The sequence below is a fragment of the Salinarchaeum laminariae genome, assembly GCF_023204835.1.
Lineage (GTDB): Archaea > Halobacteriota > Halobacteria > Halobacteriales > Salinarchaeaceae > Salinarchaeum > Salinarchaeum laminariae.
The window spans coordinates 772,506-798,428 of the sequence record NZ_CP096270.1 but is presented as its reverse complement, the minus strand read 5'-3'; the positions used below and the strand labels follow the sequence as shown (position 1 = coordinate 798,428).

General features: G+C 66.9%; 20 protein-coding genes. 10 read left to right on the top strand and 10 right to left on the bottom strand.

The genetic code is table 11. The annotated features are described in order from the left end of the window. Window positions 1–55: 55 nt before the first annotated feature. From MXF70_RS03740 to MXF70_RS03720, 5 genes are all read right to left on the bottom strand, one after another. Complete coding sequence (locus tag MXF70_RS03740) at window positions 56–3,367, bottom strand: PKD domain-containing protein (protein WP_248517567.1); 3,312 nt, start codon at window positions 3,365–3,367, stop codon at window positions 56–58. Window positions 3,368–3,722: 355 nt separating this feature from the next. Then, on the bottom strand, window positions 3,723–4,721 hold the full coding sequence (locus tag MXF70_RS03735) for a lipid II:glycine glycyltransferase FemX (RefSeq protein ID WP_248517565.1): 999 nt from the start codon (window positions 4,719–4,721) through the stop codon (window positions 3,723–3,725). Further along, window positions 4,718–6,490, bottom strand: coding sequence for an alkaline phosphatase family protein (locus MXF70_RS03730; RefSeq protein WP_248517563.1), 1,773 nt, complete (start codon window positions 6,488–6,490; stop codon window positions 4,718–4,720). Before MXF70_RS03730 ends, MXF70_RS03735 begins: the two co-directional genes overlap by 4 nt. A gap of 158 nt (window positions 6,491–6,648) precedes the next feature. Beyond that, a complete protein-coding gene (gfo6, locus tag MXF70_RS03725; RefSeq protein WP_248517561.1) occupies window positions 6,649–7,734 on the bottom strand; it encodes a D-xylose 1-dehydrogenase Gfo6 in 1,086 nt (361 codons plus the stop codon). Between the two features lie 96 nt (window positions 7,735–7,830). After that, window positions 7,831–8,361 (bottom strand): DUF8173 domain-containing protein, encoded by a 531-nt coding sequence (locus tag MXF70_RS03720; protein ID WP_248517559.1) that lies wholly within the window; start codon window positions 8,359–8,361, stop codon window positions 7,831–7,833. A gap of 200 nt (window positions 8,362–8,561) precedes the next feature. On the opposite strand from MXF70_RS03720, the gene pyrG reads away from it, so the two are divergent. The 4 genes from pyrG (at window position 8,562) to MXF70_RS03700 (ending at window position 13,069) form a co-directional block, all read left to right on the top strand. Then, on the top strand, window positions 8,562–10,217 hold the full coding sequence (gene pyrG / locus MXF70_RS03715; protein WP_248517557.1) for a CTP synthase: 1,656 nt from the start codon (window positions 8,562–8,564) through the stop codon (window positions 10,215–10,217). 84 nt (window positions 10,218–10,301) lie between these two features. Then, window positions 10,302–10,805 (top strand): hypothetical protein, encoded by a 504-nt coding sequence (locus MXF70_RS03710; RefSeq protein WP_248517555.1) that lies wholly within the window; start codon window positions 10,302–10,304, stop codon window positions 10,803–10,805. A 174-nt stretch (window positions 10,806–10,979) separates the two neighbouring features. Further along, on the top strand, window positions 10,980–11,897 hold the full coding sequence (guaA, locus tag MXF70_RS03705; protein ID WP_248517553.1) for a glutamine-hydrolyzing GMP synthase: 918 nt from the start codon (window positions 10,980–10,982) through the stop codon (window positions 11,895–11,897). Between the two features lie 242 nt (window positions 11,898–12,139). After that, window positions 12,140–13,069, top strand: a complete 930-nt coding sequence (locus tag MXF70_RS03700) for a branched-chain amino acid transaminase (protein WP_248517551.1) — start codon at window positions 12,140–12,142, stop codon at window positions 13,067–13,069. Between the two features lie 174 nt (window positions 13,070–13,243). Here the strand turns inward: MXF70_RS03700 and MXF70_RS03695 are convergent, their stop codons facing one another. Continuing rightward, window positions 13,244–14,032 (bottom strand): DUF502 domain-containing protein, encoded by a 789-nt coding sequence (locus MXF70_RS03695; RefSeq protein ID WP_248517549.1) that lies wholly within the window; start codon window positions 14,030–14,032, stop codon window positions 13,244–13,246. Window positions 14,033–14,198: 166 nt separating this feature from the next. Here MXF70_RS03695 and MXF70_RS03690 point away from each other — a divergent pair, with 166 nt between their 5' ends. Genes MXF70_RS03690 through MXF70_RS03680 form a run of 3 tightly spaced genes read left to right on the top strand, consistent with a single transcriptional unit; the run spans window position 14,199 to window position 18,921 of the window. Further along, a complete protein-coding gene (locus MXF70_RS03690) occupies window positions 14,199–15,560 on the top strand; it encodes a tail fiber domain-containing protein (protein WP_248517547.1) in 1,362 nt (453 codons plus the stop codon). Continuing rightward, window positions 15,557–17,089: a hypothetical protein gene (locus MXF70_RS03685; RefSeq protein WP_248517545.1), complete on the top strand. Its 1,533-nt coding sequence runs from the start codon at window positions 15,557–15,559 to the stop codon at window positions 17,087–17,089. The genes MXF70_RS03690 and MXF70_RS03685 overlap by 4 nt, the downstream gene beginning before the upstream one ends. Further along, window positions 17,089–18,921, top strand: coding sequence for a CARDB domain-containing protein (locus MXF70_RS03680; protein ID WP_248517544.1), 1,833 nt, complete (start codon window positions 17,089–17,091; stop codon window positions 18,919–18,921). Before MXF70_RS03685 ends, MXF70_RS03680 begins: the two co-directional genes overlap by 1 nt. Window positions 18,922–19,003: 82 nt before the next feature. Here MXF70_RS03680 and MXF70_RS03675 read toward each other — a convergent pair whose 3' ends face one another. Further along, complete coding sequence (locus MXF70_RS03675) at window positions 19,004–19,837, bottom strand: proline dehydrogenase family protein (RefSeq protein WP_248517542.1); 834 nt, start codon at window positions 19,835–19,837, stop codon at window positions 19,004–19,006. A gap of 185 nt (window positions 19,838–20,022) precedes the next feature. Between MXF70_RS03675 and MXF70_RS03670 the strand changes: the two genes are divergently transcribed. Together MXF70_RS03670 and MXF70_RS03665 are read left to right on the top strand one after the other, a co-directional pair. After that, a complete protein-coding gene (locus tag MXF70_RS03670) occupies window positions 20,023–20,565 on the top strand; it encodes a CDP-2,3-bis-(O-geranylgeranyl)-sn-glycerol synthase (RefSeq protein WP_248517540.1) in 543 nt (180 codons plus the stop codon). 183 nt (window positions 20,566–20,748) lie between these two features. After that, complete coding sequence (locus MXF70_RS03665) at window positions 20,749–20,955, top strand: DUF7576 family protein (RefSeq protein ID WP_248517538.1); 207 nt, start codon at window positions 20,749–20,751, stop codon at window positions 20,953–20,955. A gap of 52 nt (window positions 20,956–21,007) precedes the next feature. Here the strand turns inward: MXF70_RS03665 and MXF70_RS03660 are convergent, their stop codons facing one another. Both MXF70_RS03660 and MXF70_RS03655 read right to left on the bottom strand, forming a co-directional pair. Beyond that, window positions 21,008–22,123, bottom strand: coding sequence for an AI-2E family transporter (locus MXF70_RS03660; protein WP_248517536.1), 1,116 nt, complete (start codon window positions 22,121–22,123; stop codon window positions 21,008–21,010). Between the two features lie 92 nt (window positions 22,124–22,215). Further along, a complete protein-coding gene (locus tag MXF70_RS03655) occupies window positions 22,216–22,677 on the bottom strand; it encodes a GNAT family N-acetyltransferase (protein WP_248517534.1) in 462 nt (153 codons plus the stop codon). 120 nt (window positions 22,678–22,797) lie between these two features. Here MXF70_RS03655 and MXF70_RS03650 point away from each other — a divergent pair, with 120 nt between their 5' ends. Next, complete coding sequence (locus MXF70_RS03650) at window positions 22,798–23,742, top strand: glycosyltransferase family 2 protein (protein WP_248517532.1); 945 nt, start codon at window positions 22,798–22,800, stop codon at window positions 23,740–23,742. Between the two features lie 23 nt (window positions 23,743–23,765). On the opposite strand, the gene MXF70_RS03645 is transcribed toward MXF70_RS03650, so the two are convergent. Then, window positions 23,766–25,829: a DEAD/DEAH box helicase gene (locus MXF70_RS03645; RefSeq protein WP_259370413.1), complete on the bottom strand. Its 2,064-nt coding sequence runs from the start codon at window positions 25,827–25,829 to the stop codon at window positions 23,766–23,768. Window positions 25,830–25,923 lie beyond the last annotated feature (94 nt).

Genomic DNA, 25,923 nt, shown 5'->3' with positions numbered 1-25,923 from the left:
ACGGTGGCCAGCAGGCCGAGGGTTCGCCGATGCGCTTCCCGGGCAGATCGACACGCTACGGTCTGGAACGCCGCTTGCCGAGCACTGCGAGCGCGAGGAGGCTCACGATCGCGAGGATCGCTGCTACCCCACCGAACCCGCTCGTGGCGTTCGAGGATTCTTCCCCGTTTCCGTCGAAGCTGTCGCGCGTTTCGACGCGAACCGACGCCGTCCGGTTGCCGATCGCGAGCTCGTACCGCCCGCTCTCCGCGAACTGGTGGTCGAACGACACCGTGGTCCGTTGCTCGGCGTCGAGGCGGATCGTCTCGGTCGCAACCGTCTCTCCGTCGAGGCGGAGTGCCACGTCGAACTCGCCGGCGGCGTTCCCACGGTTCCGCAGCGTCGCGTCCACGGTGACGGTTTCCTCCGGTGCCGGCTCGGTCTGTGATAGCTCGAACGACGTCACCGAAACAACCGCCAGATCTCGACGGGCGCCCGCGACTGTGACACCGGTGCTCCCCGTTCCACCGACGCCTGCCATCGCTCCGATCTCGACGTTCGCGGTCACGACCGTCTCTTCGCCCGGAGCGATCACGACCGACGCCTCGTGGACGGTTTCCCCGCCAGCCTCGATGGGGATCGTCCATTCTCCGGACTCGTTTCCGGTGTTCTGTGCCGTGATGGCGAGCTCGACGGTCCCGTCGGCCACACTCCCGACGGTCTCGACGCTCCTCACGAACAGCGCGGCACCGTCGCTGCCCACGCCGACTGGCGTCTCGCCCGTGAGGGTCGTCGTCAGGACGATTTCGTTCTCGTTCGCGCCCGCTGCGTCGACGCTGGTCTCGGCTGCCTGCCAGCCGCCGTCGTCAGCATATGCGGTGAGATTCGCCGCCGAAACGCCGGCGGCCGCCGTCGCATTGGGATCGACCGCGAACTCGTAGGTCACGTCCGCGAGTTCGGCCGTCGCGTTCGGCACGTACGCCGCCGGCTGGCTGAACCGCCCCGGAACCGGCCGATGTGCTGGCTCGAAGCGGACCGTGAGCTCGTCGGCGTCGTGGGCCGGGACGAGTTCGAGCGACCGGAGTTCGACCGCACCGGCGCCGGCCCCGCCTTCGCCCTCGACAGTCTCACCGGCGGGCGTTCCGGCGTCGCTTCCTCCGACGGGAACGTCGACCTCGACGGCCTCGTTCGCTCGCGCGTTCTCCACGGTAACGACCACCGTCCCGTTCGTTCGGCCGACCGTCGTCTCGACGGGATCAGGGTCAGGCGCTGGTGCGTAGCCGCCGGAGCCACTCGACCCGCTGCCGGCGTCGCCGCTGTCAGACTCGTCGGACCCGCCACCCTCACTCTGGTCGCCGTCATCGCCGTCGCTCTCGTTGCCGCCGCTCGTTCCGTCGCTGACGGTGACCGTCGTCGTTGCAGTGTCGTTGCCTCCCTCGCCGACGGCGGTCAGCTCGACGGTGTACTCTCCGGGAGTGCTGTAGGCGTGGTCGACCGTCGCGCCGTCGGTGCTGGCGGTCTCGCCGTCGTCGAACCTCCAGTGGTAGCTCGAAATGGCGCCGGTCGATCCGCTGGCGTCGAAGGTCACCGTCTCGTTGAGGGCGACGCTCCCGGAGGCGTTCAGCTGCGCCGTCGGCGCGGCGAGATCGATTTGGACGGTTTCCGTCGTGGAGTTGGTATTGCCGGCCGCGTTGACGACGGTCAGGGTCACCGTGTAGTTGCCTGCCTCGTCGAATCGGTGTATCTCTGTCTCGTTACTCCCAGTCCCACCGTCAGCGAACGTCCAGTTGTACCCGACGACGTTCTCCGACGATTGGCCGGCCTCGAAGGCGATCGCCTCGCCGGTCTCGGCCGTCGTCCGGTTCGCGTCGATCACTGCCACTGGTGGGGCGAACACCTCGATCGTCGTCGCGTTCGTGTCCGTGCCGTAGTCGTCGGAGACGGTCACGGAGACGTTGTACGTGTCGGGCGTTTCGAAGGGGTGCTGGAGGGTGGGGCCGGTCGCGTTGATCGGCGTCCCATCGATCGACCACGCGTAGCTCGCGTTCGGTCCGGTCTCGGAGCCGCTCGCGTCGAACGAGACGGTCTCGTTGACGGTCGTAGCGTCGAGTGCGACGAGCGAGGCGACCGGACCCGGCGGATCGGTAACGGTGACAGTCGCGTTCGTGCTGTTGACGTTCCCTGCCGAATCGGTCACCGTGAGCTGGACGTCGTACTCGCCGGCCGTCGCGTACGTGTGCGTGACGTTCGAACCGTTTGTCGTCTCACCGACCCCGAATTGCCACTCGTAGCTGACGATCGCACCGTTGTCCGCGCTCTCGTTCGCGGAGAAGGCGAGTGGTTTCGTCGCCGCGGTCGTCCCGTTCGTGGCGATCTGGGCGGTCGGTGGCGTCTCGTCCGAGACGTTCACGTCGACCGACGCGACGCCGCTCTCGTAGCCGTCGTCGACGGTGACGGTGACGGTTCGCGGGCCAGCACGCTGGAACGCGTGATCGATGACCGGGGTGGTCGTCGTCACGTCAGTGGTTCCGTCGCCGTCGGTGTCCCAGCGGTACTCAGTGACAGCAGCCGACGAGGTGGCGTTGCTCGCGTCGAGGGTCACGGACTGGCCCGCTTTCGGCGTCGCATTGCTCACCGAAAGGCTGGCGTTTGGCGGCGTGCAGTAGCCCGATTCGATCGTGACTGATTCGGTGAGACTGTCGAACTGTTCGCGGTCGGTGCCGTCTGCGGCGCCAGTGACGACGTCCCAGTCCTCGACGGTTCCGTTGTAGCTCGGGCTGTTGTCGGGATTCACGAGCTGAACCGCACTGTCGTTGAACGCCGGATCGATGGTGATCGACACGTCGCCGCTCAGCCCGCGGTAGGCGGCGCCGTCGGTCCGGCCCTGACTCCACGCCCACTGCAGTTCACTCTCGGTGCCGGTGTGGTTGAACACGTCGACCTGCTCATCGTAGTCGTCGTCCTCGACTACCCATCCCTCCTCGCCGGCCGGCAGCCCGGACACGCCGAACGTCGCGAAGCTGCCGTTTGTTCCCTCCTCGGGGTTCTCGTAGTGTTTCTCGTGGACGAAGACGAGACTCGTTCCGCTGGACCCCTCGTAGAGCAACAGGGTGCTCGTGTCGTCTTCCTGGTACGGTTTGGTTCCGTAGGAGCTGAAGTCCTGGCCGGTACCGTTCCACCGGTAGTCGTAGAACGTCTCGACGGACTGGCTCTCGTCGACGATCGGCGTCACGTCGATGCACTGCTCGCCCTGCGTGATCGCGTACGCGCTCGATCCGTTCTCGTGGGGATCCGCGGCTGCAGTCGGCGCGAATGCGAGCAAAGAGAGGGCTACCAGGGCGACCACGACGACTGCTACGGTCGCCGGTCCCGGGCGTCGACCGGTCATGGATGCTCACCGGTGAGTCGGTGGTGCCTACGAGCGGGGTCGTTCGATAGCGGTTCGGTCGTGGGAGGGTCTGGGAAGCTCATAGGGTCTGAGACGCGTCCGGCCAGCTGTGGCCGAGTGGCTGCGACTACTTGCCCCACGCCGTGAGGACCACTTTGTTATAATACCGCAAACACGCTCGAGGAGTCCCCGTGAATCACCACGTAGCTGGTAACATGCCCGCAGGGACCGGCCTCCGCGCCGAACCGCGGGGTTGTCGACGCTTCTGCTACTACGCGGATTCGATCTCGGCAGGTATACGCCGCGAAACGGAGCTAGGAACCGCTTACCGCCGACTGCGTCGCTTCTACCGCCCTCACCGAACGCGCTTGTAGACTGCCTTGATCGCGTCGGTGGGGGCAGAGCTCGACTCCAGGCTGTAGTGAGTCCGCACCTCGGGGTTGAACTTCGCCTTGTACCCACAGAGTCGCTGATCGTTCGCGCCGATCAGGTCCATCCGCTCGCGGCCGCGATCGCGGGCGTCCTGCATCACCGTCCAGTCGATGAGATCGGTCGCGGGCAGGTCGGCGTCGAGATCCGCGACGGTCTGCCAGCCGTAACAGGTGTCGGCGTCTTCGAGCGTGATCTTCCCGCCGACGAACTCGCCGTCGACTTCACAGACGTAGGCTCGGACGGCTCCGTCCGGGAGCGACTCGTAGAGGCCTCGCGCGAACGCGGGCGTAACGTTGTAGCTGACGTCCTGTTCGGCGTGGCGATCCTGCACCCGTTCGATGATGCGCTCGACGTCGTCGGCGTCGCCCTCGAACTGCTCGTAATCGAACTCCTCGGCTTTCCGGACGTTCCGGCGGACGTCGCTGCTGAAGGACATGAACAGCTCCTCCTCGTCGGGCGTGAGGTCGACGTGGTAGGTGTACCGCGGCGTCGGATCGAAGTCGTTCCAGATGAACGGCCGGGGATCGTCGTAGGCGGTGCCGGCGCGGACGTGCGCGTAGTGTGGAGCGATCTCGTCGTCGACCGCCTCGACGACCGCTTCCACGAACCGACGGTGTCGTTTCTCGGCCTTGCGCTGTTTCGCGCTGTGTCCGTTGAGCTGTGCGGGACCGAGGTAGCTGACCTCGAGATCCGGCGGCGGGGAGAACGCCGTCCGGAGCGGCCACCGTCGGAGGGCAAACACGGGGAACAGCCCGATCGGCTCCTGGCCCTTGTATCCGACGTAGGGGTAGAGCGTCGTCTCCGAGTGATCGGCGACGACCTCCAATGCCTCGTACCGGTGGAACGGCGTCGTTTCCGCGGACCGCTCGACCAGCGCGTTCCACTCCTCGGCGTCGCGAAGGAGCGAGGTCTCGACGCTCATCGCTCCAGATACCCCATATCTGCGAGTCGTTGCTCGACTGCGTCGCCGGCGCTCGGCGCGTCCTCCGGCGACGCGTCGGGATCCGCACCTCCTCCGGACCCTGCCCGCCGTGCCTCGTAGGCGGGGTAGGGCTCCTCGCCAGCGGGTTCGACCACTGGCAACACCGATCCATCCATCCGCGTCGGTGCGGGCACCCCGAACGTCGCCAGGATCGTCGGCGCGAGGTCGAAGAGGTGGGCGCCCTCGATACCGGCATCGGCAACACCGTCTCCGACGGACTCGCCGTCGCCGACGACCTCACTTCTCCCGCCCGTGGCGTCGGTTTCAGCCATTTCGCCGGCCACGTCTCCAGCAACGGCGATCACCCCGTCGCGCTTGTGGTTCCAGGGCTCCTGGGGCGGCCCGAACTGCTCCTCGCGGAGCGACGCCGAGAGAAACTGGTCGAACTCGGTCGGTACGACGACGACGTCCGGCGCCGCATCGACGTGGGGTCCCTCGAAGACGTCCTCTCGCCTGCGGACCGACTCGAAGACGGGCTCGCCGTCGGGCGTCTCCACCGCTGCGAGCGCGTCGATCAGCTCTGATCGGACGATCTCGTACTCTTCCTCGGTGACCACGCCCTCGGGTTCTCGCCCTTCGAGATTAATCCGGACGCCGAGTTCGATCCGGTCGCGAACGTAGGCCCGGGAGTTCGCGAAGTCGACCTGCTCGGCACCCGCCCGCACCGCGTCGGCTGGCGCGATCTGCAGCAGGCGATCTTCGATGCCAAGCCGCCGGGCGACAGTTCCGATGCGCTGGCTCGTGACGCCCACCTGTGCGGCCGCCGCGACGGAGCGTTCGAGCAGCGAGGGACTGGAGGGCTCGCGGTTGCCCGCTGACGGCTCGGTCCCCGCGCCGGTCTGAAGCTCGTTCCGGGCGATCGACGACCACGACGGCATTCCGCCGTCGCCGACCGTCGTCGCCACGTCGCCGCGATCACGCAGGAAGCTGTTGGCCCGGAACTCGTGGCCCTCGTAGGGGCCGATGCCGTGATCGCTACAGAGCACGACGACGTCGGGATCGCAGGCCTCGATCGTGGCTTCTATCTCCCGATCCGCGGCGGCGTAGACGGCGTCGACCACGTCGTCGTCCTCCGGCGATTCGTGGAACACGGTGTCGGTCTGCTGGAACTGAAGGAAGCCGAAATCTGGCTCGAACCGGTCGGCGAGGAACCGAAACGCCGCTCCACGGGATTCGATCAGCTGCTCGTAGCGCTCGATCCGATCCTCCTGGTCGGCCTCCGGGCCCGTGCCGTCGTCGTAGACCTGGTACTCGCCGAGTTCGTCCTCGATATCCTCGAGCACTCCCGGCGGGTGGCACGAGGGCGACTCGGGACCGACGTATCCCGGAACGAGCGCGCCGTCGAAGGCCCGCGGCGGATGCGTCACCGGCGCGTTGACGACGACGCTCGTGTAGCCGCGCTCGCTCAGCAGTTCCCAGATCGCGTACTCCTTGACGTCGGCGTAGTCCACGACGTCCCAGTCGTACCCCTCGAAGTCGAGGAAGCCGAAGACGCCGTGTTTCCCGGGGTTAACGCCTGTGTAGACCGACGGCCACGCGCTGGGGGTCCACGGCGGTAATTGCGATTCGAGCGGTCCCGATGCACCATCCTCGAGCAGCGCCGTGATCGTTGGGGTCACCCCCGCTCCCCGGTCCGCCAACACCTCGAGTGACGCTCCGTCGATGCCAACGAGGAGCGTTCGGAGTCCGTCCGCAGTACTGTCCGGCATGTATCCTCTGGCAAGCGGCAACCACCCTTTGTTATAGCTCGGGTACTGGCCCCGTGGTGGCGATTACTGGACCTGCGGACGGTCGGTAGCTGACCAGGATACGAGTCCGTTACCGGGTGGCTGGCGGGCAATCGACGCCGGTCCGACGGTCGGCGTTCTCAGAGCTCTACGCGTTCGCCTCGCTCGGCGGCCTCGTAGACCGCCTCGATGGCGCGCATGTCGAGCAGGCCGTGTTCTGCGTCGGCCTCGATCGAGCGGTCGTCGCGCAGACAGTCGGCGAAATAGGCCGCCTCGACCTGCATCTGATCGACCGTCTCGAACTCGATCGACGTGTCCGTGACGCCCGAAGTGCCCGTACGACGGTGCAAGGTCGCGCGGTCGTCGTTGAAGAAGGCGGGCTCGAGCCGGAGCTCGCCAGTCGTCCCGATCAGCCGCAGGGATCCCGAGAGCTGTGCGTGCTGGCTCGCGGTGTAGCTGCCGGTCACGCCACCCTCGTACTCCATTAGGAAGCTGGCTGCCTCGTCGGGGACGTCCCCGAACGCTTCGTGCTCGCTGTACATCGAGGCGTGGGCGGCGACGGGGTCCCGGCCGAGGACGTACCGTGCGGTGTTGATCGGGTAGATGCCGAGATCCGTGACCGACGCGCCCGGGCCGGCGAGCGACGGGTCCAGCCGCCAGCTGTCCGCCCCGGCGATGTCGAGCACGTCCTGCGTCATGTGGCCCTGAACTGCCACCGGAGCGCCGATCTCGCCCGCCTCGAACAGCCGCTTCGCGATCCGGATCGCGGGGTCGGTGTGCATCCGGTAGGCGGTCATGATCGGGATGTCCGCGGCGGCGTCGACCAGCTGCTCGGCGCGCTCGACGGTCGATTCGAGCGGTTTCTCACAGAGCACGGCCTTGTCGAGCTCGGCGGCTGTCTCGACGTAAGGGAGGTGGAGCGCGTTCGGCGTGCAGACGTAGACGGCGTCGTACTCCGCGGCGGCTTCGCCGTCGTGGAACGCGTCGTAGTCGATGCCGACGGCGTCGGTGTGGGTCTCATTCGCGACACGCTCGGCCTTCTCCGCCGTCGAGGAGACGAGGACGGTGGTTTCGATCCCCGGTTCGGCCGCGACCGCCGGGATCATCTCCTCGGTCGTCCACCAGCCGAGGCCGATCATCGCGAAGCGGAGCGGGTCGTCGGGATCGGGCTCGGTTCGCTGCCAGTCGCGCTCGTCGAAGGCGTCGCGGAGCTCGGCCAGGTTCATAGATGTACTACGAAGCGAGTACCAAAAGAATGGGTAGTTCGGAGACGGACGGCGTGATTCCGTCGAGGAGCGCCGACCGGACGGCGGTATTGCCGTCTACTGCACGATGCGTCGGATGACGGCGCCCATCCCGACGCTGCCGATGACGAAGCTGATGATGCCTCCGACCACCGGGATCACGTTAAGGACGGCGACAGCTATCGCGGCCACCACCAGCGCCATCCACCGATTGTCGACGAACTCGTCACAGACCGCGATGAACGCCAGCACGTTCCCCATGATCGCGAGCAGAATGAACGCGAACGCGAGCGGGATCACCAGAATGATGCCGACGATGGTGAGCGCGAGGAGGATGATGGCGATAACGAAGACGATCAGGGAAATGATCCCCCAGGCGAAGCTCGCGACGGGCTCCTGTCGGACGTCCTCGACGATCGAGTCGACGTAGTTTGGCGCGGCCGCCAGCATGATCGCTCCGACGACGAGCGTCGCGATCAACCCACCACCGCTCTCGACGGCCGGACTGAACTGTGGTTGGTTCACGTTCCCTGTACCCTGGAGCACGAATGCTCCGATCTCGAGGACGACTGGATCGGCGATCGCGCCGATCGCTGCAGTCATATCCATTGAATTCGGATTCAAAGAACCAGTATAAATTAGTTTTCGTCGCTGGTTCTCCACCACCCTCCCCGACGACGGCCGTCGGCAGACGCCGTCTCTCCTGCCGTCTGTATCGACGGCCCGACCGCCTCTCCCTCCCACGCTACAGCCACCCACCCGACCGCTCCCTCCGAAACGGTTTAGGCCGGTCCCGACACACCCTCGGTATGCCGACGGAGTCCGCCACAGACTACGATCCTTCTCTCGGGAACAAGTTCATCTTCGTCACCGGCGGCGTCATGTCGGGACTCGGCAAGGGGATCACGGCCGCGAGCACCGGCCGACTCCTCAAGAACGCCGGGTTCGACGTCACGGCGGTGAAGGTCGATCCCTATCTCAACGTCGACGCGGGGACGATGAACCCCTTCGAGCACGGCGAGGTGTACGTCCTCTCCGACGGCGGCGAGGTCGACCTCGATCTGGGGAACTACGAGCGGTTCCTCGACGAGGAGATGACCTCCGATCACAACGTCACGACGGGGAAAGTCTACCAGCACGTCGTCGAGGCCGAGCGCGCCGGCGACTACCTGGGCAAGACCGTCCAGATCATCCCCCACGTCACCGACGACATCAAACGCCGCATTCGGGAGGCTGCGGAGGGCACCGACGTCTGCATCGTCGAGGTCGGCGGTACGGTCGGTGACATCGAGGGAATGCAGTATCTCGAAGCGCTCCGGCAGTTCGCCCACGAGGAGGACGAGGAGGACATCCTCTTCACGCACGTCACGCTCGTGCCCTACTCGAAGAACGGCGAACAGAAGACCAAGCCGACCCAGCACTCCGTCAAGGAACTGCGTTCCATCGGTCTCCAGCCCGACGTCCTCGTCGGCCGCTGTGAGGACCGGCTCGACGAGGAGACTCGCGAGAAGATCGCCCTGTTCTGTGACGTGCCGACAGACGCCGTGTTCTCCAACTCCGACGTCGAGGACATCTACGAGGTCCCGCTGATGGTCGAGGAGGAGGGCCTCGACGAGTACGTGATGGAACGACTCGACCTCGCCGACGCCGCCATACCGGCGGGAGAACGCGAGAACGAGTGGCGCCAGCTCGTGACCCGTGAGAAATCCGGCGAGATCGAGATCGCGCTCGTCGGGAAGTACGGTCTCGAGGACGCCTACATCTCCATCCACGAGGCGTTGAAACACGCCGGCATGGAGGCCGGCGTCGACGTGAACCGCACCTGGATCCACAGCGAGAGTCTGGCCGATGGCATCGACGACGAACTCGACGACGTCGACGGCATCATCGTCCCCGGCGGCTTTGGCTCCCGTGGCACCCAGGGCAAGATCAACGCCGTTCGCTACGCACGCGAGAACGACGTCCCCTACCTCGGTCTCTGTCTCGGCTTCCAGATGGCCGTCATCGAGGCGGCGCGGAACGTCGCCGGGCTCCGCGGCGCTCACAGCACCGAGATCGACGAGAACACGGATCATCCCGTCATCGACATCCTGCCCGAACAGTACGAGGTCGAGGACATGGGCGGCACGATGCGACTGGGTGCCCACGACACCGACATCGAGCCAGGCAGCCTCGCACACCAGATCTACGGCACGGACTCCTGCACGGAACGACACCGCCACCGCTACGAGGTCAACCCCGAGTACATCGATCGAATCGAGGAGACGGGGCTAACCTTCTCGGGACGCTCGAACAACCGGATGGAGATCGTCGAATTAGAGGATCATCCGTACTTCCTCGGGACGCAGTTCCACCCCGAGTTCCGCTCGCGGCCGGGGCGGGCGAGTCCGCCGTTCGTGGGGCTAGTGGAGGCGATCGTGGAGCAGGCCGGCGAGGACGTGGGGACGCAGGAAGTCGAGGCCTGAGCGCGGCGCTCGATCTCGGCCAGCTGGGCAGCAAGTGACGATCGAGCGAACCCTTTTGCCATTGGTACGCCCATTTCGTCGCGAATGAAACGTCGGGCAGTGCTTGCCGCGGCCGGCTCCGCACTCACCGTGGGCAGCGTCGGCTGCTCGATGCCATCTGGGGACGATTCCAAGGAGTTCCGGCTCTGGTTCGTCCGGATCCTAAACGACCGAACCGGCGGCGCAGGCGTCGGCGTCAGGATCTTGGATGGCTCCCGGACAGTCGCGGAGCGTCGGTGGGACGCGCTCCCCGGTCGGAGCGCCGACGAGTCACCAGGAGAGGCCACCTTCGCGTGTGAAGCCAATAGTCGGATGATGAACGGCGAGTGGAGTGGGTCACGGAGAGAGTTCGACGTCGAGTTTTCAGTCGGCGGCACTGGGTCGTGGGAGACGCTCGGTTTCGATCGGCCGGCGGTGAATCTCGCGATCGACCTGCACGTCTTCCCGGGCGCGAACCCGCCAGAAACGCTCCGCGAGGTGCTCGAGTTCGAATCGGCGGAGCAAGCCTCGACGCTGCTCGAGGACGCCACTGCCGAGTGCCAGGAGTGATTGACGACACCATCCGCACGCCAGCTCGGCATCTCGGGCCGGGCACTCCGACAGGTCGGTCCGAAACCGTTTTGCGCCGGCCTATCGGAGGCAGGATATGCCGACTAATTCCGTTTCTCGCCGCCCGACGACGGGCGCTGTAGACCGCATCGCACAGACCGAGGTGTCCGGCTGATGGTCAACGCAGACGAATTCATCGACGAGAAGATCGCAGAGATCGACGACGAAATCGGCGACGCCAACGCCGTCATCGCGCTGTCGGGCGGGGTCGACTCCTCGACGGCCGCCGCGCTGGCCTACGAGGCCGTCGGCGACCAGCTCACGCCGGTCTACGTCGACACCGGCCTGATGCGCAAGGGCGAGACCAAGCAAATTCGGGAGACCTTCGACTACATGGACAGTTTGCGGATCGTCGACGCCCGCGACCGGTTCCTGGAGGGGCTGTCGGGCGTCACCGATCCCGAGGAGAAGCGCCACGTCATCGGCGAGCAGTTCATCCGGGAGTTCGAGACGGTGGCGAAGGACGTGGACGCCGATTTCCTCGTCCAGGGGACGATCTACCCCGACCGCATCGAGTCGGAGGGGACGATCAAGTCCCACCACAACGTCGGCGGGCTGCCCGACGTCGTCGACTTCGATGGGATCGTCGAGCCGATGCGTGACCTCTACAAGGACGAGGTTCGCGAGGTCGCGCGGGCGCTCGATCTTGAGGAGGTCGTCTCCGAGCGGATGCCGTTCCCCGGTCCCGGACTCGCAGTCCGAATCATCGGCGAGGTCACCGAGGAGAAACTCGAGGTAGCCCGCGAGTCCAACCACGTCGTCGAGGAGGAGTTAGAGGAGTACGAGCCCTGGCAGGCCCTCGCCGCCGTCATCGGCAAGGCGACCGGCGTCAAGGGCGACAACCGCGTCCACGGCTGGGTCGTCTCGGTGCGCTCCGTCGAGAGCCGCGATGGCATGACCGCCCGCGCCCAGGAGATCGACTGGGACACGCTCCAGCGCATCCAGTCCCGGATCACCGGCGAGAACGAGACCGTCTCGCGGGTCGTCTACGACGTGACCCACAAGCCGCCGGCGACGATCGAGTACGAGTAGTCCAGACGTAGTCGTCGTATTCGTAGTAGTAGTAGTAGTAGTAGTAGTAGTTCCGACGACCGAGTCGTCGGGCGGGTGCGTGCCCACCCGATCGACCGCATTCTCCTCCGATCGCTGGCGGGCGCGGTCGCCACATCCGGTTCGAATCCGACACTCTCGTCCAGGCGTGCCCATGCGTGTCAGCTGGTACCACGCGGCGCGGATCGCACACACTTAGTAGGCACCGGGTCCTGCGTTCTGGCATGGGATTCGAGGACATGGACGTGGACACGATCTGGCTCGACGGGGAGTTCGTGGACTGGGACGACGCCCAGATCCACGTCCTCACCCACAGCCTCCACTATGGAACCGCCGTCTTCGAGGGAATCCGCTGTTACGACACCGAGGACGGTCCCGCGATCTTCCGCTGGGACGAGCACGTGAAGCGGCTGTACGAATCCGCGAAGCCGCTGGATCTCGACATCCAGCACGAGCAAAGGGAGCTTCGGGACGCCACCGAGCAACTGATTCGCGAGCAGGACCTCCCTTCCTGTTACATTCGGCCGATCGCCTTCTACGGCTACGACAGCCTCGGCGTAAGCCCGGAGGGCTGCCCGACGCGAACGGCGATCGCCGCCTGGCCGTGGGGCGCGTATCTCGGAGAGGAGGCCCTCGAGGAGGGCGTCGACGTGATGATCTCCTCCTGGCGGAAACACCACCCGAGCCAGATTCCGACGAACGTCAAGGCCACCGGCCCGTACGTCAACAGCATGCTGGCTGGCGAGGAGGCCCGCCGCAACGGCTACGTCGAGGCCATCGTCCTGAACAAGGACGGGCAGGTCGCGGAGGGCCCCGGCGAGAACCTGTTCCTCGTTCGCGACGGCGAGATCTTCACGCCCGGGCTCTCCGAGAGCATCCTCGAGGGGATCACGCGCGAGTCGATCATCCAGATCGCACGGGATCAGGGCTACACCGTCCACGACCAGGCGTCGATCAGTCGCGGCGAACTCTACACCGCCGACGAACTGTTCTTCACCGGCACCGCCGCGGAAGTCACGCCGATCCGGACCGTCGACGACGTCGAGATCGGCTCGGGCAGCCGCGGACCGGTGACCGAGGAGCTCCAGCAGCGCTTTTTCGACGTCGTCGAGCGCCGCACCGACGACTACGACGAGTGGTTTAGCTACGTCTGAGTGGCCGCCCGTCGATCCGATTGCAGCTCCGCCGGCGAACACGCTGCCCTGAAACTCTGCTGGCGCTTTCGATCGATCTCGTTCGATATCATTGCTGCACCGTTTCTCGGTCGCTACTGCCCGTTCACAAGTGTCGTCTCCGCTGACCGCCACCTCGGCTCCTCTCCGACTACCTCACTCGTCTGCCGATCCATCCGACGTGCCGGCCCGCGCCTCGGCGTCGCGGTCCATACCGATCTCGCCGTCGACGCCCTCGAGTTGCCCTTCGTCGATCGACGCCGCGGATCGGTCAGCCCCTCCGTCCTCAGCGAGTGCGTCGGCGACCTCGGCCTGCTCGTCCGTCGCGTTCCCCGGTAACACGCCGGAGTTCGCCTCATCTTCGTTGCCGAACCCGGCGCTCAGCAGCCGCGTCAGCGCGGTTTCGACGCCTTCGTCAGTCTCGACGACGTTCTCGGGGGCGACCTCCACGACGAACCCGGTCGTGATGTTCGGGGCCGTGGGCATGAACAGGAGCTCTCGACCGTCCTGGGTCTGCTTTCCCGTCTTGAACGCCGTCAGCCGCATGCCGTCCCAGGGCTCGACTTTCACCGGCGTCTGGAGGGACTGGGTCCCGGTCAGCGCCGTTTCGGCGGCCATCTTCGAGGCGTTGTACACCACTCGGAGTCCGGGCACGCGGTTCACGACCCGATCGAGCGTGGACTCGAAGAGGTTCCCGACGGCGGTTCGCATGAGATAGCCGACCCCGAGCACGAGCAGCGCGAAGACGACCAGCGTGACGATCACCCGAACGAGTTCGACGGGAACGCCCGACAGCCCGAAGGACTCGAGCAGCCCCTCGTCGACAGCGGCGAGAAAGGGTGCGTTGGCGATGATGCCATAGACCCACAGCACCACCCAGATCGTGACGATGATCGGGACGAGGACGACGAGACCGCTCGCGAAGTCCCGCTTCCAGGTGGCCATTCGCGTGAACGTGTGATCGCCTGGGTAATGAGCGTGTTCGTTCGTGCCACAGGACACGACGTACCTAGCCAGTCGATTGATTACCGGATAGCATCTGTGTGAAGTCGTTCCAGCCCGAGCCCAGCGCGACGACGGATCGAGGTAGGGAACGGAGGACCATCGAACTATGACGGACGAGATCACTGCTGACGGCGATACCGCATCACCAGCCGAGCGCGTCGACCACCTCGAACGGAGGGTCGCGCGCCTTCGCACCAGACTCCTCGCTCTCGAGGGGGATCGCGACGCGAGTCGCTCGGGCGGCGGTTCGCTCTCGCGACGGTCACTGCTCGGTGCGCTCGGGATCGCGGGGCTGGCTGGCTTCGGCGTGAGCACGGCGAGCGCCGACCCGCAGGGCCAGATTGGCACCCAGTCCGACCCGCTCGAGGAGCTCTACGTCCAGACGATCAGCGGAGCGGACGCGCTGACGCTGGTCACGACCGGGACCAGCGGCAACGCCGGACCGATCGTCGCCGGCAACGAAAACAACGAGTCGACCGACGACCGCGGAACGGTCATCGCTGGCGGCGGCACTGACTCGAACCCCAACCGGGTGACCAGCAAGTTCGCCACTATCGGCGGCGGGTTCAACAACGAGGCCAGTGACAGCGCGACGGTCGCAGGCGGCTACTCCAACGTGGCAGACGGGAACGTGGCGACGATCGCCGGCGGGGACAACAACGTCGCCTCGGGCTACGCCGCCGGAATCGGGTCGGGCGAATCGAACGACTCCCTCGGATACACGTCGTTCGTTGGGGGCGGCGGGTCCAACACCGCCTCCGGCGACAACGCGACGGTCGCAGGTGGCCAGAACAACGAGGCCAGCGGCAGCCACTCGATGGTCGCGGGTGGGCAGGACAACACCGCCTCGGCGCCGAATTCCTTCGCTGCCGGGACGAACGCCAGGGCGAGCAACAACGGTGCCTTCGTCTGGTCCGACACCTCGACTGGGGGCTTCATCTCTGCCAACGACGACGAGTTCGCAGTGTTGGCCTCCGGTGGCACGTACATCTTTTCGGACTCGTCGGCGACCACTGGCGTCCAGCTGTCATCGGGATCGGGCTCGTGGTCCACGGCGTCGTCACGGACGTTGAAATCCGACGTCGATCCCGTGGACGGTCCGGCGGTTCTCGACAAGGTGCAGGACCTCGACATCGCGACCTGGAGCTACGACGGCGAGACCGAGGACGTGCGCCACATGGGCCCGATGGCCGAGGAGTTCTCCGAGGCGTTCGAGCTGGGCGACGACGAGCAGGCGATCAGCAACGTCGACGCCGACGGCGTCGCGCTCGCCGCGATCCAGGGCCTCGCGAAACGGCTCGAGGACCGCAAGGAGGAGACCGACGACCGCATCGACGAACTCGAGACCGAGAACGAGTCGCTTCGCGCGGAGAAGGAGGCGATGCGCGAGGAGCTCGACGAGCTTCGAGAGGCCGTGGAGACGCTTCAGAATGCGGCGATTTCGGCAGACGGCGGTGAGGACGAATGAGCGAGCGAGGGGAAAACGACGCCCAGGCTGGCGAGGAGACGCAGGCTGGTGAGGGCACCCGGGATCGCGAAGCGTCGCAGGCTGATGCGGAGACGGTGGCTGGCAAAGAGGCCCACGCCGACGGCGCGTCCTCCCCAGCCGACGATTCTGCGCACACCTCTGCAGAACCGCCGACAGACGAACAGCCGGACGCCGCGAGCATCTCCCGTCGGTCTGCGCTCGCGGCCGTCGGATTGGCCGGGCTCCTCGGGTTCGGGGCGACGAGCACGGCGAGCGCCGACCCCCAGGGCCAGATCGGCACGCAGTCCGATCCGCTCCAGACGCTCTACGTCGAGGCAATCGAGAGCGCGACCGTCGGCTCGGAGCTGACGATCGGTGGGGGCGGTGATCGCGTCGCCGCGCTCCGCCCGCGGCCGAGCTACGACACCGTCGACGTCGTGTTCGGCCATCACGACAACAGCGTCTCGAACTACGGTGGCACCGTGGCTGGCGGTGGCACCGGAAGCAACCCCAACACTGCTGCGGAGTTTGCCGCCATCGGCGGCGGTCAGGGCAACGTCGCCAGCTCCCGACACGCGACCATCGGTGGCGGCTTCGGGCATTCGGTCACCGACACCGGCGCGACGGTCGGCGGCGGCATCGAGAACACGGCGTCGTACTACGAGTCGACGATCGGCGGCGGCCGCGACAACGTCGTCTCCTCGAACCACGCCACGATCGCCGGCGGATCGTCCAACGAGGCGAGCTCGTCCGGCACGACGATCGGGGGTGGCGAGGATAACACCGCGAGTTCCTACGCCGACGTCGTGGCCGGGGGGAGCCTGAACACCGCGAGCGGTGGCCATGCAACCGTTCCTGGCGGGTGGCGCAACACCGCCAGCGGCGCGGGGTCGCTCGCCGCGGGCGTCGACGCCGCCGCGGACTGGGCGAACGCGTTCGTCTGGAACGACGGCTCCGAGTACAGCTCCCAGAACGACTTCCGGGCCGGCGAGGCGGTGAGCGGCGAGCCCGTCGCCGGGAACGAGACGTTCAACGTGAGCGCGAGCGGCGGCGTCCGATTCGTCACCGGTGGGAGCAGCGTCACCTACATCGAGAGCGGCACGGCGGGCTGGTCGAACACCTCGACCCGAACGGCGAAGACGAACGTCGAAGCGACCGATCCCGAGCAGATTCTCCAGGGCGTGGAATCCCTGGAGGTCGCGACCTGGGAGTACAGGGCGGAGAACGATACGACGGACGACGACGGGACCGACGCGGCTGGCACCGGCTCGCCGCGAATCGGTCCCTTCGCCGAGGAGTTCCACGACGCCTTCGACGTCGGCGGCAGCGAGTCCCACATCAACTCGATCGACGTCGACGGCGTCGCCCTCGCCGCAATCCAGGGCCTGAGCGCTCGGCTCGAGGACCGCGAGGAACGGATCGACCGGCAGGCCGAGCGCGTCGACGACCTGGAATCCGAGAACGATGCGTTGCGGGACCGACTCACCGCGATCGAGGACCGCCTCGACGGCCCCACGGAGGCGCGGTGATGAGCCGACCCACGATCGCGCTCGTCGCGTTCCTCGTACTCGCGGGGACGCTGGCCGTCGCTGCTCCCGCCGCCGCAGCGCCGGACGTCGACTGCGCCGGCGACGGCGGTGGCACGATGGTCGTCGCAGACTCGGGGTTCACTGCCGAGTACAACGGCTCCGAACCAATCCAGTCGGAGCTGGCGTACAACGGCGACGACGGGATCCGGGTCCCCGACGTGAATCTCTCCTCGAGCGCGTCGTCGTTCGTCCGCGTCGAGGACGGTACTGGTCCGGAGACGTGTCTCGCGGCGGTCAACGCGGACCCCGGGACGATCCACGTCGACCCCGACGGCGAGCAGGCGATCGATATCGATGGGGAGGTCGAGACGCTCTCGTTCGCCAACGCCGACTACGGCAGCGGCACGATGGATCTCGCGTACGTCTCGAACGGCGCCTGGACGCTCACGCTCTACGACACCGGCCTCTCTCAGGGCGATACGGTCGAGGCGATACCATCGAGCGGATCGAAAATATCGACCAGCACGGTCGGCGCAAACGGCGTGCTCACGCTGGCGCTGCCCACCGGCACCTACGACGTCGATCTCCAGCAGGCGGGTGGCTCGAGCCAGCCAGGCGGTAGTCCGCAGTTCTCGGTCGCGTCGGCGTCGGCCGACGCGACGGAGGTGTCGACCGGCGAGTCTGTCGACGTCACTGCCGAGATCCAGAACGACGGCAACGCGAGCGGGCAGTACACCGCGACGCTGACCGCCGACGGCCAGTCGGTCGACTCCGCGACGGTTTCGGTCACCGCGAACGACGCAGAGTCGGTCACCCTGACGACGAGCTTCGGGCAGAGTGGCAGCTACCAGCTCGCAGTCGACGGCGAGTCCGCCGGCACCGTCACGGTCAGCGACGGCGCGTCGGTCACGACGAGCGACGTCTCGATCGATCGGACGAGCGTCGAGCCCGGCGAGAACGTCACCGTCTCCGGTCGCCTCTCCAACGGCGGCTCGCAGTCGACGACCGAGACCGTGACGCTCTCCGTCGACGGCCAGCAGGTCGCCAGCAAGACGGTCCAACTCGCCGCCGGCGAGAGCGCGAAGGTCTCCTTCGAGCACAGCTTCGAAGACGACGGCGACCACACCGTCACGTTCGCCGGCCAACAGGCCGGGACGGTGTCCGTGAGCGCGGCCGATGACAGCTCGAGCGGCGGCACCGACGCCGGCAACGACGGTGGGAGCAGCGGAAGCGGCGACGGAACCGGCTTCCTCCTGCCAGCGATCGGTGTCCTCGCAGTGCTCGTGATCCTGACCGCCGTCGTCGTCTGGGCGCGCAACAGCGGCGGAGCGAGCGCGGGCGGCGACCGGACCGACGGGCCAGGCCCGGACGACTCGCCGGACGCCGACGATGCAGGATCGGAGCCTGCATCGGAGCGTGGCGGCGAGGGCACCCCTACGCCGGCGGCCGCGTCGGAACCGACCGAAACGAGTGAGAACTCCACAGCGACCGCCGACGGCAGCGACGAGCCCGCTGACCACGCGGAGCGGGGCGGCGAGCGCGCTTCGCCTGCCGAGCCGGATGCCGATGCGACCGATACCGCCCTGGACGACGGTCCAGTTGGCACCGAGCCGGCGACAGGAACGGGTGGCTCCGGGTCCACTGAGGCCGATGCCGGATCCACTGGGGCGGATAATGGTTCCGGTGACGGCGATTCTGGATCCGATGCCGGCGATTCCGAATCCAATCCCGCCGATTCCAGCGCCACAGCGTCTGGTGACAGTTCCGATGTGGCGGAGACTGCCTCCGAGTCCGACGCTGGTGGCGACTCGACGGACTCCGAGGAGGAGTAGCGGATCGGACGACCAGGCGTCTGCGCTTTGCCGCGACGCCACGGGATCGCGATGGTGCCGTCGAGTTGGCGCCGACCTCGCGCTACCGTCCCAGGATCGCCCGAAGCGCGAACAGCGCGTTCTCCTTGCGCTCCATCACGCGGCGGTAGAAGTAGGAGAGCCACCGGTCGCCGTAGGGGACGTACTGCCAGCACTCGTAGGTCTCGGCGAGTTCGAAGAGGCGGTCCTCGCGCACGCCTGCGAGGAACTGGAACTCGAAGGGCGTCCCGTACTCGTCGTGGCACTCGATCGCGTGTTCGATCATCGCTTCGTCGTGTGAGCCGACGGCGATGCCGCCGTCGTAGCTCTGAAAGGCTTCGGTAAGGCGATCGCGGTAGGCGTCGTTGACTGCGCTGGTATTCGTATAGGCGATCTCCTCGGGCTCGTCGTAGGCGCCCTTGACGAGGCGGATCTTTGCGGGCACGTCCGCGAACCGCTCGACGTCGGCTGCGGTGCGACGGAGGTTGGCCTGCAGACAGACGCCGACGTCGTGTCCGTCCCTGGCGAAGGATTCGACGGCGTCGAGCGTCACGTCCGTCGTCTCGTGGTCCTCCATGTCGAACCAGACGAACCCATCGTGGTCGCTCGCGGCGTCGACGACGAGCGACGCGTTCTCACGGAACGTGTCGGCGCCGAGATCGAGACCGAGCTGGGAGGGCTTGACCGAGACGCAGCCCCGAACCCCTGGATCGTCGAGATCGGCGAGGAGGTCCCGGTAGGCGTCGCGGTCGCCGGCGGCGTCGTCGGGCGCCGTGTGATGCTCTCCGAGCAGATTGAGGATCGCTCCGACGTCTCGGCTCTGGAGGGATCGGGCCGTCTCGATAGCCTCCGGGGCGGTTTCGCCCCCGACGAAACGGTTCGCAATCGGCGGGATCATGCAACACGGTTTGCAGCCGTCCGGTATATGTTCGATGATCGTTCGTGACGGTCGAGGACGATCCCACCGGACGACGAGCATTCGTGGCACTCACACTGGCTGCGTAACCGACGGCCCTCGCTCGTCGATAGGGCTCCGCGGCCGACGCCACCTCATTTATGTGGGCGGGCCTCTCCCAGCGGAGTATGGTGCTCGAGGTCCTCGCCGTCGCCGTCTGGGCGATGCTTCCGGCGTACGTCCCGAACAACGTCGCCGTACTCGCCGGCGGCGGCCGCCCCATCGACGGTGGCCGACGCTGGAACGGATCGCGACTCCTCGGCGACGGCAAGACGTGGCGTGGGACCGCCTTCGGTATCGGTGCGGGACTCGCGCTCGCGCTCCTCCTCGACGCCGTCGCTGGCGACGTGGGGAGCGCTCTGGGCGTGGAACTGCCGGGGGTCCCGATCGCGGCGGCGATCGCGCTGCCGGCCGGGGCGATGGCTGGCGACGTCGGAGCGTCCTTCCTCAAACGGCGAACTGGCAGGGAGCGCGGCGCCGCGTTCCCCGGCGTCGACCAGCTGGACTTCGTGATCGGTGCGCTCGGTCTCACCGCGCTGGTCGCCTGGGACTGGTTCGTCGACGTGTTCACGCCGGGCGTCCTCCTGGCCGTGGCCGTGCTCACGCCCGCACTTCACGTCGGGACCAACGTGATCGCCTACCAGCTCGGACTCAAGGACGAGCCCTGGTAGCTGCAGGGGCGGTATCTGTCTGTCCGACGCGGCCGTCCTGGTAGCCCGGCCTCGAGGATCCGGATGGTCTGGTCGATCGTCTACGGTGGGCACCAGTCCACGCCTACTAAACCAGACTGTAACGAACGATCACATTCGTCCGCGAGCCGACGCCTATAAGTGTACACATGTTTTTCAATTGGTATGGCAGAGAGTAGCGTGGACGAGGGCCCGATCCAGTCGGTCTCGACGCGGATCAGATTCGACGATGGATCGGGGACGTGCGAGGCCTGCGGCACGGCAATCGAAGCGGGGGAGCGGTTCAAGGTCGCGGCAGTCCGGTCCAGCGGCCGAATCGTCTACAACGAGTTCTGCGGTGCGGAGTGCATCGACGACTGGGACGCTGCGTAGCCGTTCGTCGCCGACGCCTCAGTCTCTTGCATCGTCGTCTGGATAGCGCCGCTCAGCCGTCGCCATCTTCCTCGGGTGGAGCGTGTCCGCCATAGTCGTCCTTGTTTGCCGCGGGCTCGGTCTCCAGCCAGCTCAGCCGCCCGTCGCTGGGCGGATCCGGCGGTGGCGTATCGGTCCCGAGCGCGTCGTAGTGGCGATCGAACGCGCGGATCATCGCGGCGAGCATCCCGATCACGATCGGGCCGACGAAGAGCCCGACGGCGCCCAGTGTGTAGATCCCGCCGACGACGCCGACGAGAATCACGCCTGGGTTGACGTCCGCGGACTGGTCGATCGCGATCGATCGCAGGTAGTTGTCGACGAGACTCACCGGGAGGAGCCCCCAGATGACCAGGAACGCCGCCATCTGTGGCTCGCCGACGAGCATGAGATAGCCGGCGGCGGGCCCCCAGACCAGGAACGCACCGATCACAGGGAGCAAGGCGGTGATCACCATCACCGTCGTCCAGAAGGTCGCACTGGGGATGCCCGCGATCCAGAGCCCGATCCCACCGACGATCCCCTGCACGAACGCGACGAAGATGTGCCCCGCGACGACGCCCCAGGTCATTCGATCCATCCGCCCCACGATCTCGTGGGCGACGGCGTCGTCGAGGGGTGCCGTACTCACCGCCCACTGCACGAAGTCGGGGCCGTCGATGAGGACGTAGTAGACGAGAAAGAGGATCACCGTCAGCCCCAGAAGAACGGTCGTCACGTAGGAGACGATCTCCGGTGCGTTGCCGTAGAGGTACTCTCCGAACACTGCGCCGGCGTCGCCGACGGCGCCGGCGAGTTCGATTTCCTGGCCGGTCAGCGACTCGAGCTCCGTCTCGACGGTCGCGAGATCGAGATCGGTCTCGCCGTCGGCGAGCTGCTGGGCGTCGCGATAGACGACGTACCCGATGTAGGCCAGCGGGAGCACGATCGCCAGCGCCGCGCCCGCGATCACGGTGATGGCTGCGGGCCGCTCGCCGAGATGCGGGGCGAGTCGGCAGTGAACGGGACGGAGGGCGTAGCCAAGCAAGAGCGCCCCGAGCACGTAGCTCAGGAACGGCAACAGGACGTAGAAGCTCGCCAGGGCCGTGAGGACGAGCAGCACGAGCAGAAACGCCTGCTCTCGATTCATGCGGCGAACTCCGACCAGCGATGGTATAAAACCAGGTGCGACCGTGTGAATAGACCCGCTCTCGGCCGGCTCGCCCGCCCAGATCGGATCGGTTACAGCTCGGTCTCGTAGACGGTTCCGAACGGCTCCATCCCGACGTGCTCGTAGAAGGCAGCAGCCTCGTCGTTGTCCGCGGTGCAGACGAGTGCGAGATTGTCGCAGTCCCGCCGCTCGCCCCACGTCTCGAGTGCGGCCAGGAGCCCCTCGCCGTGTCCCTCGCCGCGGTGGGCCTCGTCCACGACGAAATCGTGGACCCACAGACTCCGCTCGTGGTGGATCACAGTCTGGACGTAGACGCCAGCGACGGCGACGAGCGTCGATTCGTCCGCGGTGTCCGCGTCGTCGGTAGCGCCGTCTGCGGGGTCGCTGTCGACGAACAGTCCCAGTAGCCGGTACTCCTCGTCCTCGCGCCAGGAGCGAACGAACTCCTCGCTCACGTGGCTCCAGAGCTGGTGGAGTACCGCTTCGCCGCGCTCCCACTCCGGCTCCTCGGCGATCTCGCGTAGTTCGGCCATTGGCGGTTCCAACGAGCCGCCTCTCATTGCGCTTTGGGTGCCACGTCACCGCTCCGCACGGTAACGATTTGCGCGACGGGGATCGGTCCGTTTAGCACGCGGGTCCTCCACTGCCCGGTAATGGCGACGCCGACTCCCGTCAGCGTCCTATTGCCAACGATGCATCCGACCGACGTGATCGCCGACGTCGCTCGGCAGCTCCAGTTCGGGGACGAACTGCTCGTGATCTGCGACGCGGAGGACGATCCCGTCGCCCGGGCGTGGCCGACCGTCGAAACCGAGGTCGACGGCGAGCTCCGTCTCGTCGTCGCCGGCCAGCCACACGGCTGCTCGGGGAAGGCGAACGCCATCGCGGCGGGGATGGCGGCCGCTCGCCACGACCGGCTCGTCTGGACGGACGACGACTTTCACCACCCGCCGGAGTGGCTGGACGAACTGCGGAGCGACTACGAACGCCGCGGACCGGTGACCGAACCGCCCGTTTTCGAGGGGCGCGACCCGCTGTCGATCGCACTCGAACCGCTCTACGCGATCGTCGGCACCGCCAGCACCGTCGACGTCGGCGTCGCGTGGGGCGGAGCCGTCTGTTTCGACCGCTCTGATCTCCCCGACGAAGCCGCCTTCGAAGCGGACCTCCAGCGGACGATCAGCGACGACGGCCTGCTCACCGACGTCCTTCCGAATGTCACCGGCACAAAGCGACCGCGGACCGTCCCGGTCGGTGGGAGTATTCGGGCGTCTCTCGAGCGACACGTCCGGTTCTCACAGATCGTCCGATACCACGATCCAGTGGTGACCGTCGGGCTCCTCGCTGGGCTCCTGGCGTTCACCGTCGGTAGTCTCCTCTTTCCCCTCCTCGGGGCAGCGTTATCGACGAGCCTTGTGGGGATCACGTACGCCAGGTTCGGCGTCCGTCGGTGGACCGTCCTGCTCGCGTTCCCCGTGTTTCTCGCCATGCTTCCACTCGCCGTCTACGGCTTGCTCGTCCGGTCGACGTTCGTCTGGGGTGGCCGGCGCTACTGCTGGCACTCGAAGTTCGACGTAGAAATCGTCGACGACGCGTAGCAGGCGGCCACATCGATCCTCCCTCAGTCCTCGAGCTGGCCGGGCGCGTCGACGTGGACCTCCCGGACGTCGACGCCCTTGCCGGCGAGGTGGCGAGTCCGCTGGCGGGCGAACTCCTCTTCTTCGGTGCCCGTCGTCGCGAGCACGTACACCTGCGCCTTCCCCGCAGGCCGCATCGTCCGGCCGGCTCGCTGGGCTCCCTGTCGACGGGACCCACCCAGCCCAGAGGCGATTATCGCGACCTCGGCCTCGGGGAGGTCGATCCCCTCGTCGCCGACCCTGGAGACGACGAGCGTCCCGATCTCGCCCGTCCGGAAGTTCGAGAGCAGCCGCTCGCGTTCGGCGTGGCGGGTCTCTCCGGAGAGGAAAGGCGCGTCGATGGCTTCGGCGATCGCATTGCCCTGGTCGAGATAGTCCACGAAGACGAGCGCCTGCTGTGTGGGGTGTTCGGCGAGCAGGGCCTCGACGTGAGCGACCTTGGCCGGGTTCGTTGCTGCAGCCTGCCGGCGTTCGTGGCCGTGGCTCGCGGCGTACTCGTCCTGTGCGGTGATCGTCGAGGCGTTCGGGCCGCTCTCGGGCGGCTCGATCTGGACGCCGTTCAGTTCGTCGGCTGGCGCCGCTTCGGCATCACCCGTCTCGGCTGTATCCGCCGAACCATCAGTCTGTTCTTTGTGGCTATCGCTGGATCCGTCATCACCGACCGCCGGGTCGTCGCCGTCCGCTGGATCGTCTCCGTCCGCAACTCCCGCAGCTGCCGCCTCCACTTCTGTCTCGTCCTCGCGCTCGGGCCACGGCACGAAATGAAGCTCCAGTTCGGGCTCGGCGACGTACCCTGCGTCGAACAGCGCGTCCCAGTCGGTGCCGATCGGCGGGCCGATCAGCGTGTAGATGTCGGCCTCGTCGTCGCCTTCCCGGACGGGCGTCGCGGAGAGGCCCAGACGATGGCGGGACTGGAGATCCGCGCTCCGGCGGTAGACCGGCGCGGGGACGTGGTGGGCCTCGTCGAACAGCAACAGGCCCCACTCCCGGGACTCGAACAGTTCGCGGTGGCGATCCATGCCGGCGACGTGGTAGGTCGCGATCGTGATCGGTCGAATCTGCTTCTGTCCGCCGTGGTACTCGCCGACCTGGTCCTCGGTGAGCGTCGTGTGGGTCAGTAGCTCCTCGTGCCACTGGGAGACGAGCTCGCGGCTCGGTACGAGCAGGAGCGTCTCGCCGCCGATCGCGGCCATGATCGCCATCGCGGCGACGGTCTTCCCCGAGCCCGGCGGACCAACGAGCACGCCGGCGCCGGCGTCCTGAAAGCGATCGACCCAGTCCTGCTGATACTCGCGGAGCTGGAGGCGAAGATCGAACTCGATGGCCTCGCCGGATTCGAGCTCGCGCTCGTCGCTGACGGGGTAGCCGGCCTCGTAGAGCGTGCGTTTGACCGCTGCGATGGCGTCCTCGGCAACCCAGGCTTCGGTGTCGGATATCCTGGCCCGGAGCTGGTCGTCCTCGAGCTTTGGCTCGGCGACGTTCCCCATCAGCGAGGCCGACTCGGCTTCGAGCACCTCGTAGCCGTCCTCGTGGGTGTAGAGTCGGAACTTCCCCGCCCGAGCCCACTGATCGGCCATCCAGCCTTCCAGCGCGGGCTCCTGGTCGGGGAGCACTGCCCGGAGCGACGCGATCAGAGACTCGATGCTGTCGTAGGGCGCCGCCCACACGTCCTCGGGGCGTAGTTCGTAGAGATAGCGGCCGTCGTCGGCCTCGACGAGCCGCGCGAACTGCGAGAGCCGTGCCCGTGTGAACTGGCGCGGTCTGTCGACGACGATCTCCTTTCGCGACGGGAAGGGAACGACTCGCTCGGTTTTCGCGAGATCGGCGACGGCGTGGGGGTAGTAGACCACCGGATCGTGGGACACGTCGTCGCGTTCGATGGCGGTCGTCCGCTCGGCGAGCCGGTCGAGCGCGTCGCTGGCCGTGGCTTGTGTGGTATCCAGCGCGCGTGCGAGCTGATCTGCCGTCGCGAACGGCTGGCCGAGTCCCTGTAGTGCGGTCTGCACGTCGTCGACGGAGAGTTCGATCGTCTCGTTGCCCGTTCGGATTGTTACGCTCGGGTCCTCTTCTTCGTCATCTGTCTCTATGCCATTCTCCTCCTTTGCCCCACCTTCCGCCTCGTTGTCCACACCCACTCCATCC

Excerpts from the sequence above, each read along its gene's own strand:
- guaA (WP_248517553.1), top strand. The coding sequence starts at position 10,980 with ATGGTCAACGCAGACGAATTCATCGACGAGAAGATCGCAGAGATCGAC.
- MXF70_RS03660 (WP_248517536.1), bottom strand. The coding sequence starts at position 22,123 with ATGAATCGAGAGCAGGCGTTTCTGCTCGTGCTGCTCGTCCTCACGGCC.
- MXF70_RS03690 (WP_248517547.1), top strand. The coding sequence starts at position 14,199 with ATGACGGACGAGATCACTGCTGACGGCGATACCGCATCACCAGCCGAG.
- MXF70_RS03665 (WP_248517538.1), top strand. The coding sequence starts at position 20,749 with ATGGCAGAGAGTAGCGTGGACGAGGGCCCGATCCAGTCGGTCTCGACG.
- MXF70_RS03695 (WP_248517549.1), bottom strand. The coding sequence starts at position 14,032 with ATGGCCACCTGGAAGCGGGACTTCGCGAGCGGTCTCGTCGTCCTCGTC.
- MXF70_RS03720 (WP_248517559.1), bottom strand. The coding sequence starts at position 8,361 with ATGGATATGACTGCAGCGATCGGCGCGATCGCCGATCCAGTCGTCCTC.
- MXF70_RS03700 (WP_248517551.1), top strand. The coding sequence starts at position 12,140 with ATGGGATTCGAGGACATGGACGTGGACACGATCTGGCTCGACGGGGAG.
- MXF70_RS03685 (WP_248517545.1), top strand. The coding sequence starts at position 15,557 with ATGAGCGAGCGAGGGGAAAACGACGCCCAGGCTGGCGAGGAGACGCAG.
- MXF70_RS03680 (WP_248517544.1), top strand. The coding sequence starts at position 17,089 with ATGAGCCGACCCACGATCGCGCTCGTCGCGTTCCTCGTACTCGCGGGG.
- MXF70_RS03740 (WP_248517567.1), bottom strand. The coding sequence starts at position 3,367 with ATGACCGGTCGACGCCCGGGACCGGCGACCGTAGCAGTCGTCGTGGTC.
- MXF70_RS03670 (WP_248517540.1), top strand. The coding sequence starts at position 20,023 with ATGGTGCTCGAGGTCCTCGCCGTCGCCGTCTGGGCGATGCTTCCGGCG.
- pyrG (WP_248517557.1), top strand. The coding sequence starts at position 8,562 with ATGCCGACGGAGTCCGCCACAGACTACGATCCTTCTCTCGGGAACAAG.
- gfo6 (WP_248517561.1), bottom strand. The coding sequence starts at position 7,734 with ATGAACCTGGCCGAGCTCCGCGACGCCTTCGACGAGCGCGACTGGCAG.
- MXF70_RS03730 (WP_248517563.1), bottom strand. The coding sequence starts at position 6,490 with ATGCCGGACAGTACTGCGGACGGACTCCGAACGCTCCTCGTTGGCATC.
- MXF70_RS03710 (WP_248517555.1), top strand. The coding sequence starts at position 10,302 with ATGAAACGTCGGGCAGTGCTTGCCGCGGCCGGCTCCGCACTCACCGTG.
- MXF70_RS03655 (WP_248517534.1), bottom strand. The coding sequence starts at position 22,677 with ATGGCCGAACTACGCGAGATCGCCGAGGAGCCGGAGTGGGAGCGCGGC.
- MXF70_RS03650 (WP_248517532.1), top strand. The coding sequence starts at position 22,798 with ATGGCGACGCCGACTCCCGTCAGCGTCCTATTGCCAACGATGCATCCG.
- MXF70_RS03735 (WP_248517565.1), bottom strand. The coding sequence starts at position 4,721 with ATGAGCGTCGAGACCTCGCTCCTTCGCGACGCCGAGGAGTGGAACGCG.
- MXF70_RS03675 (WP_248517542.1), bottom strand. The coding sequence starts at position 19,837 with ATGATCCCGCCGATTGCGAACCGTTTCGTCGGGGGCGAAACCGCCCCG.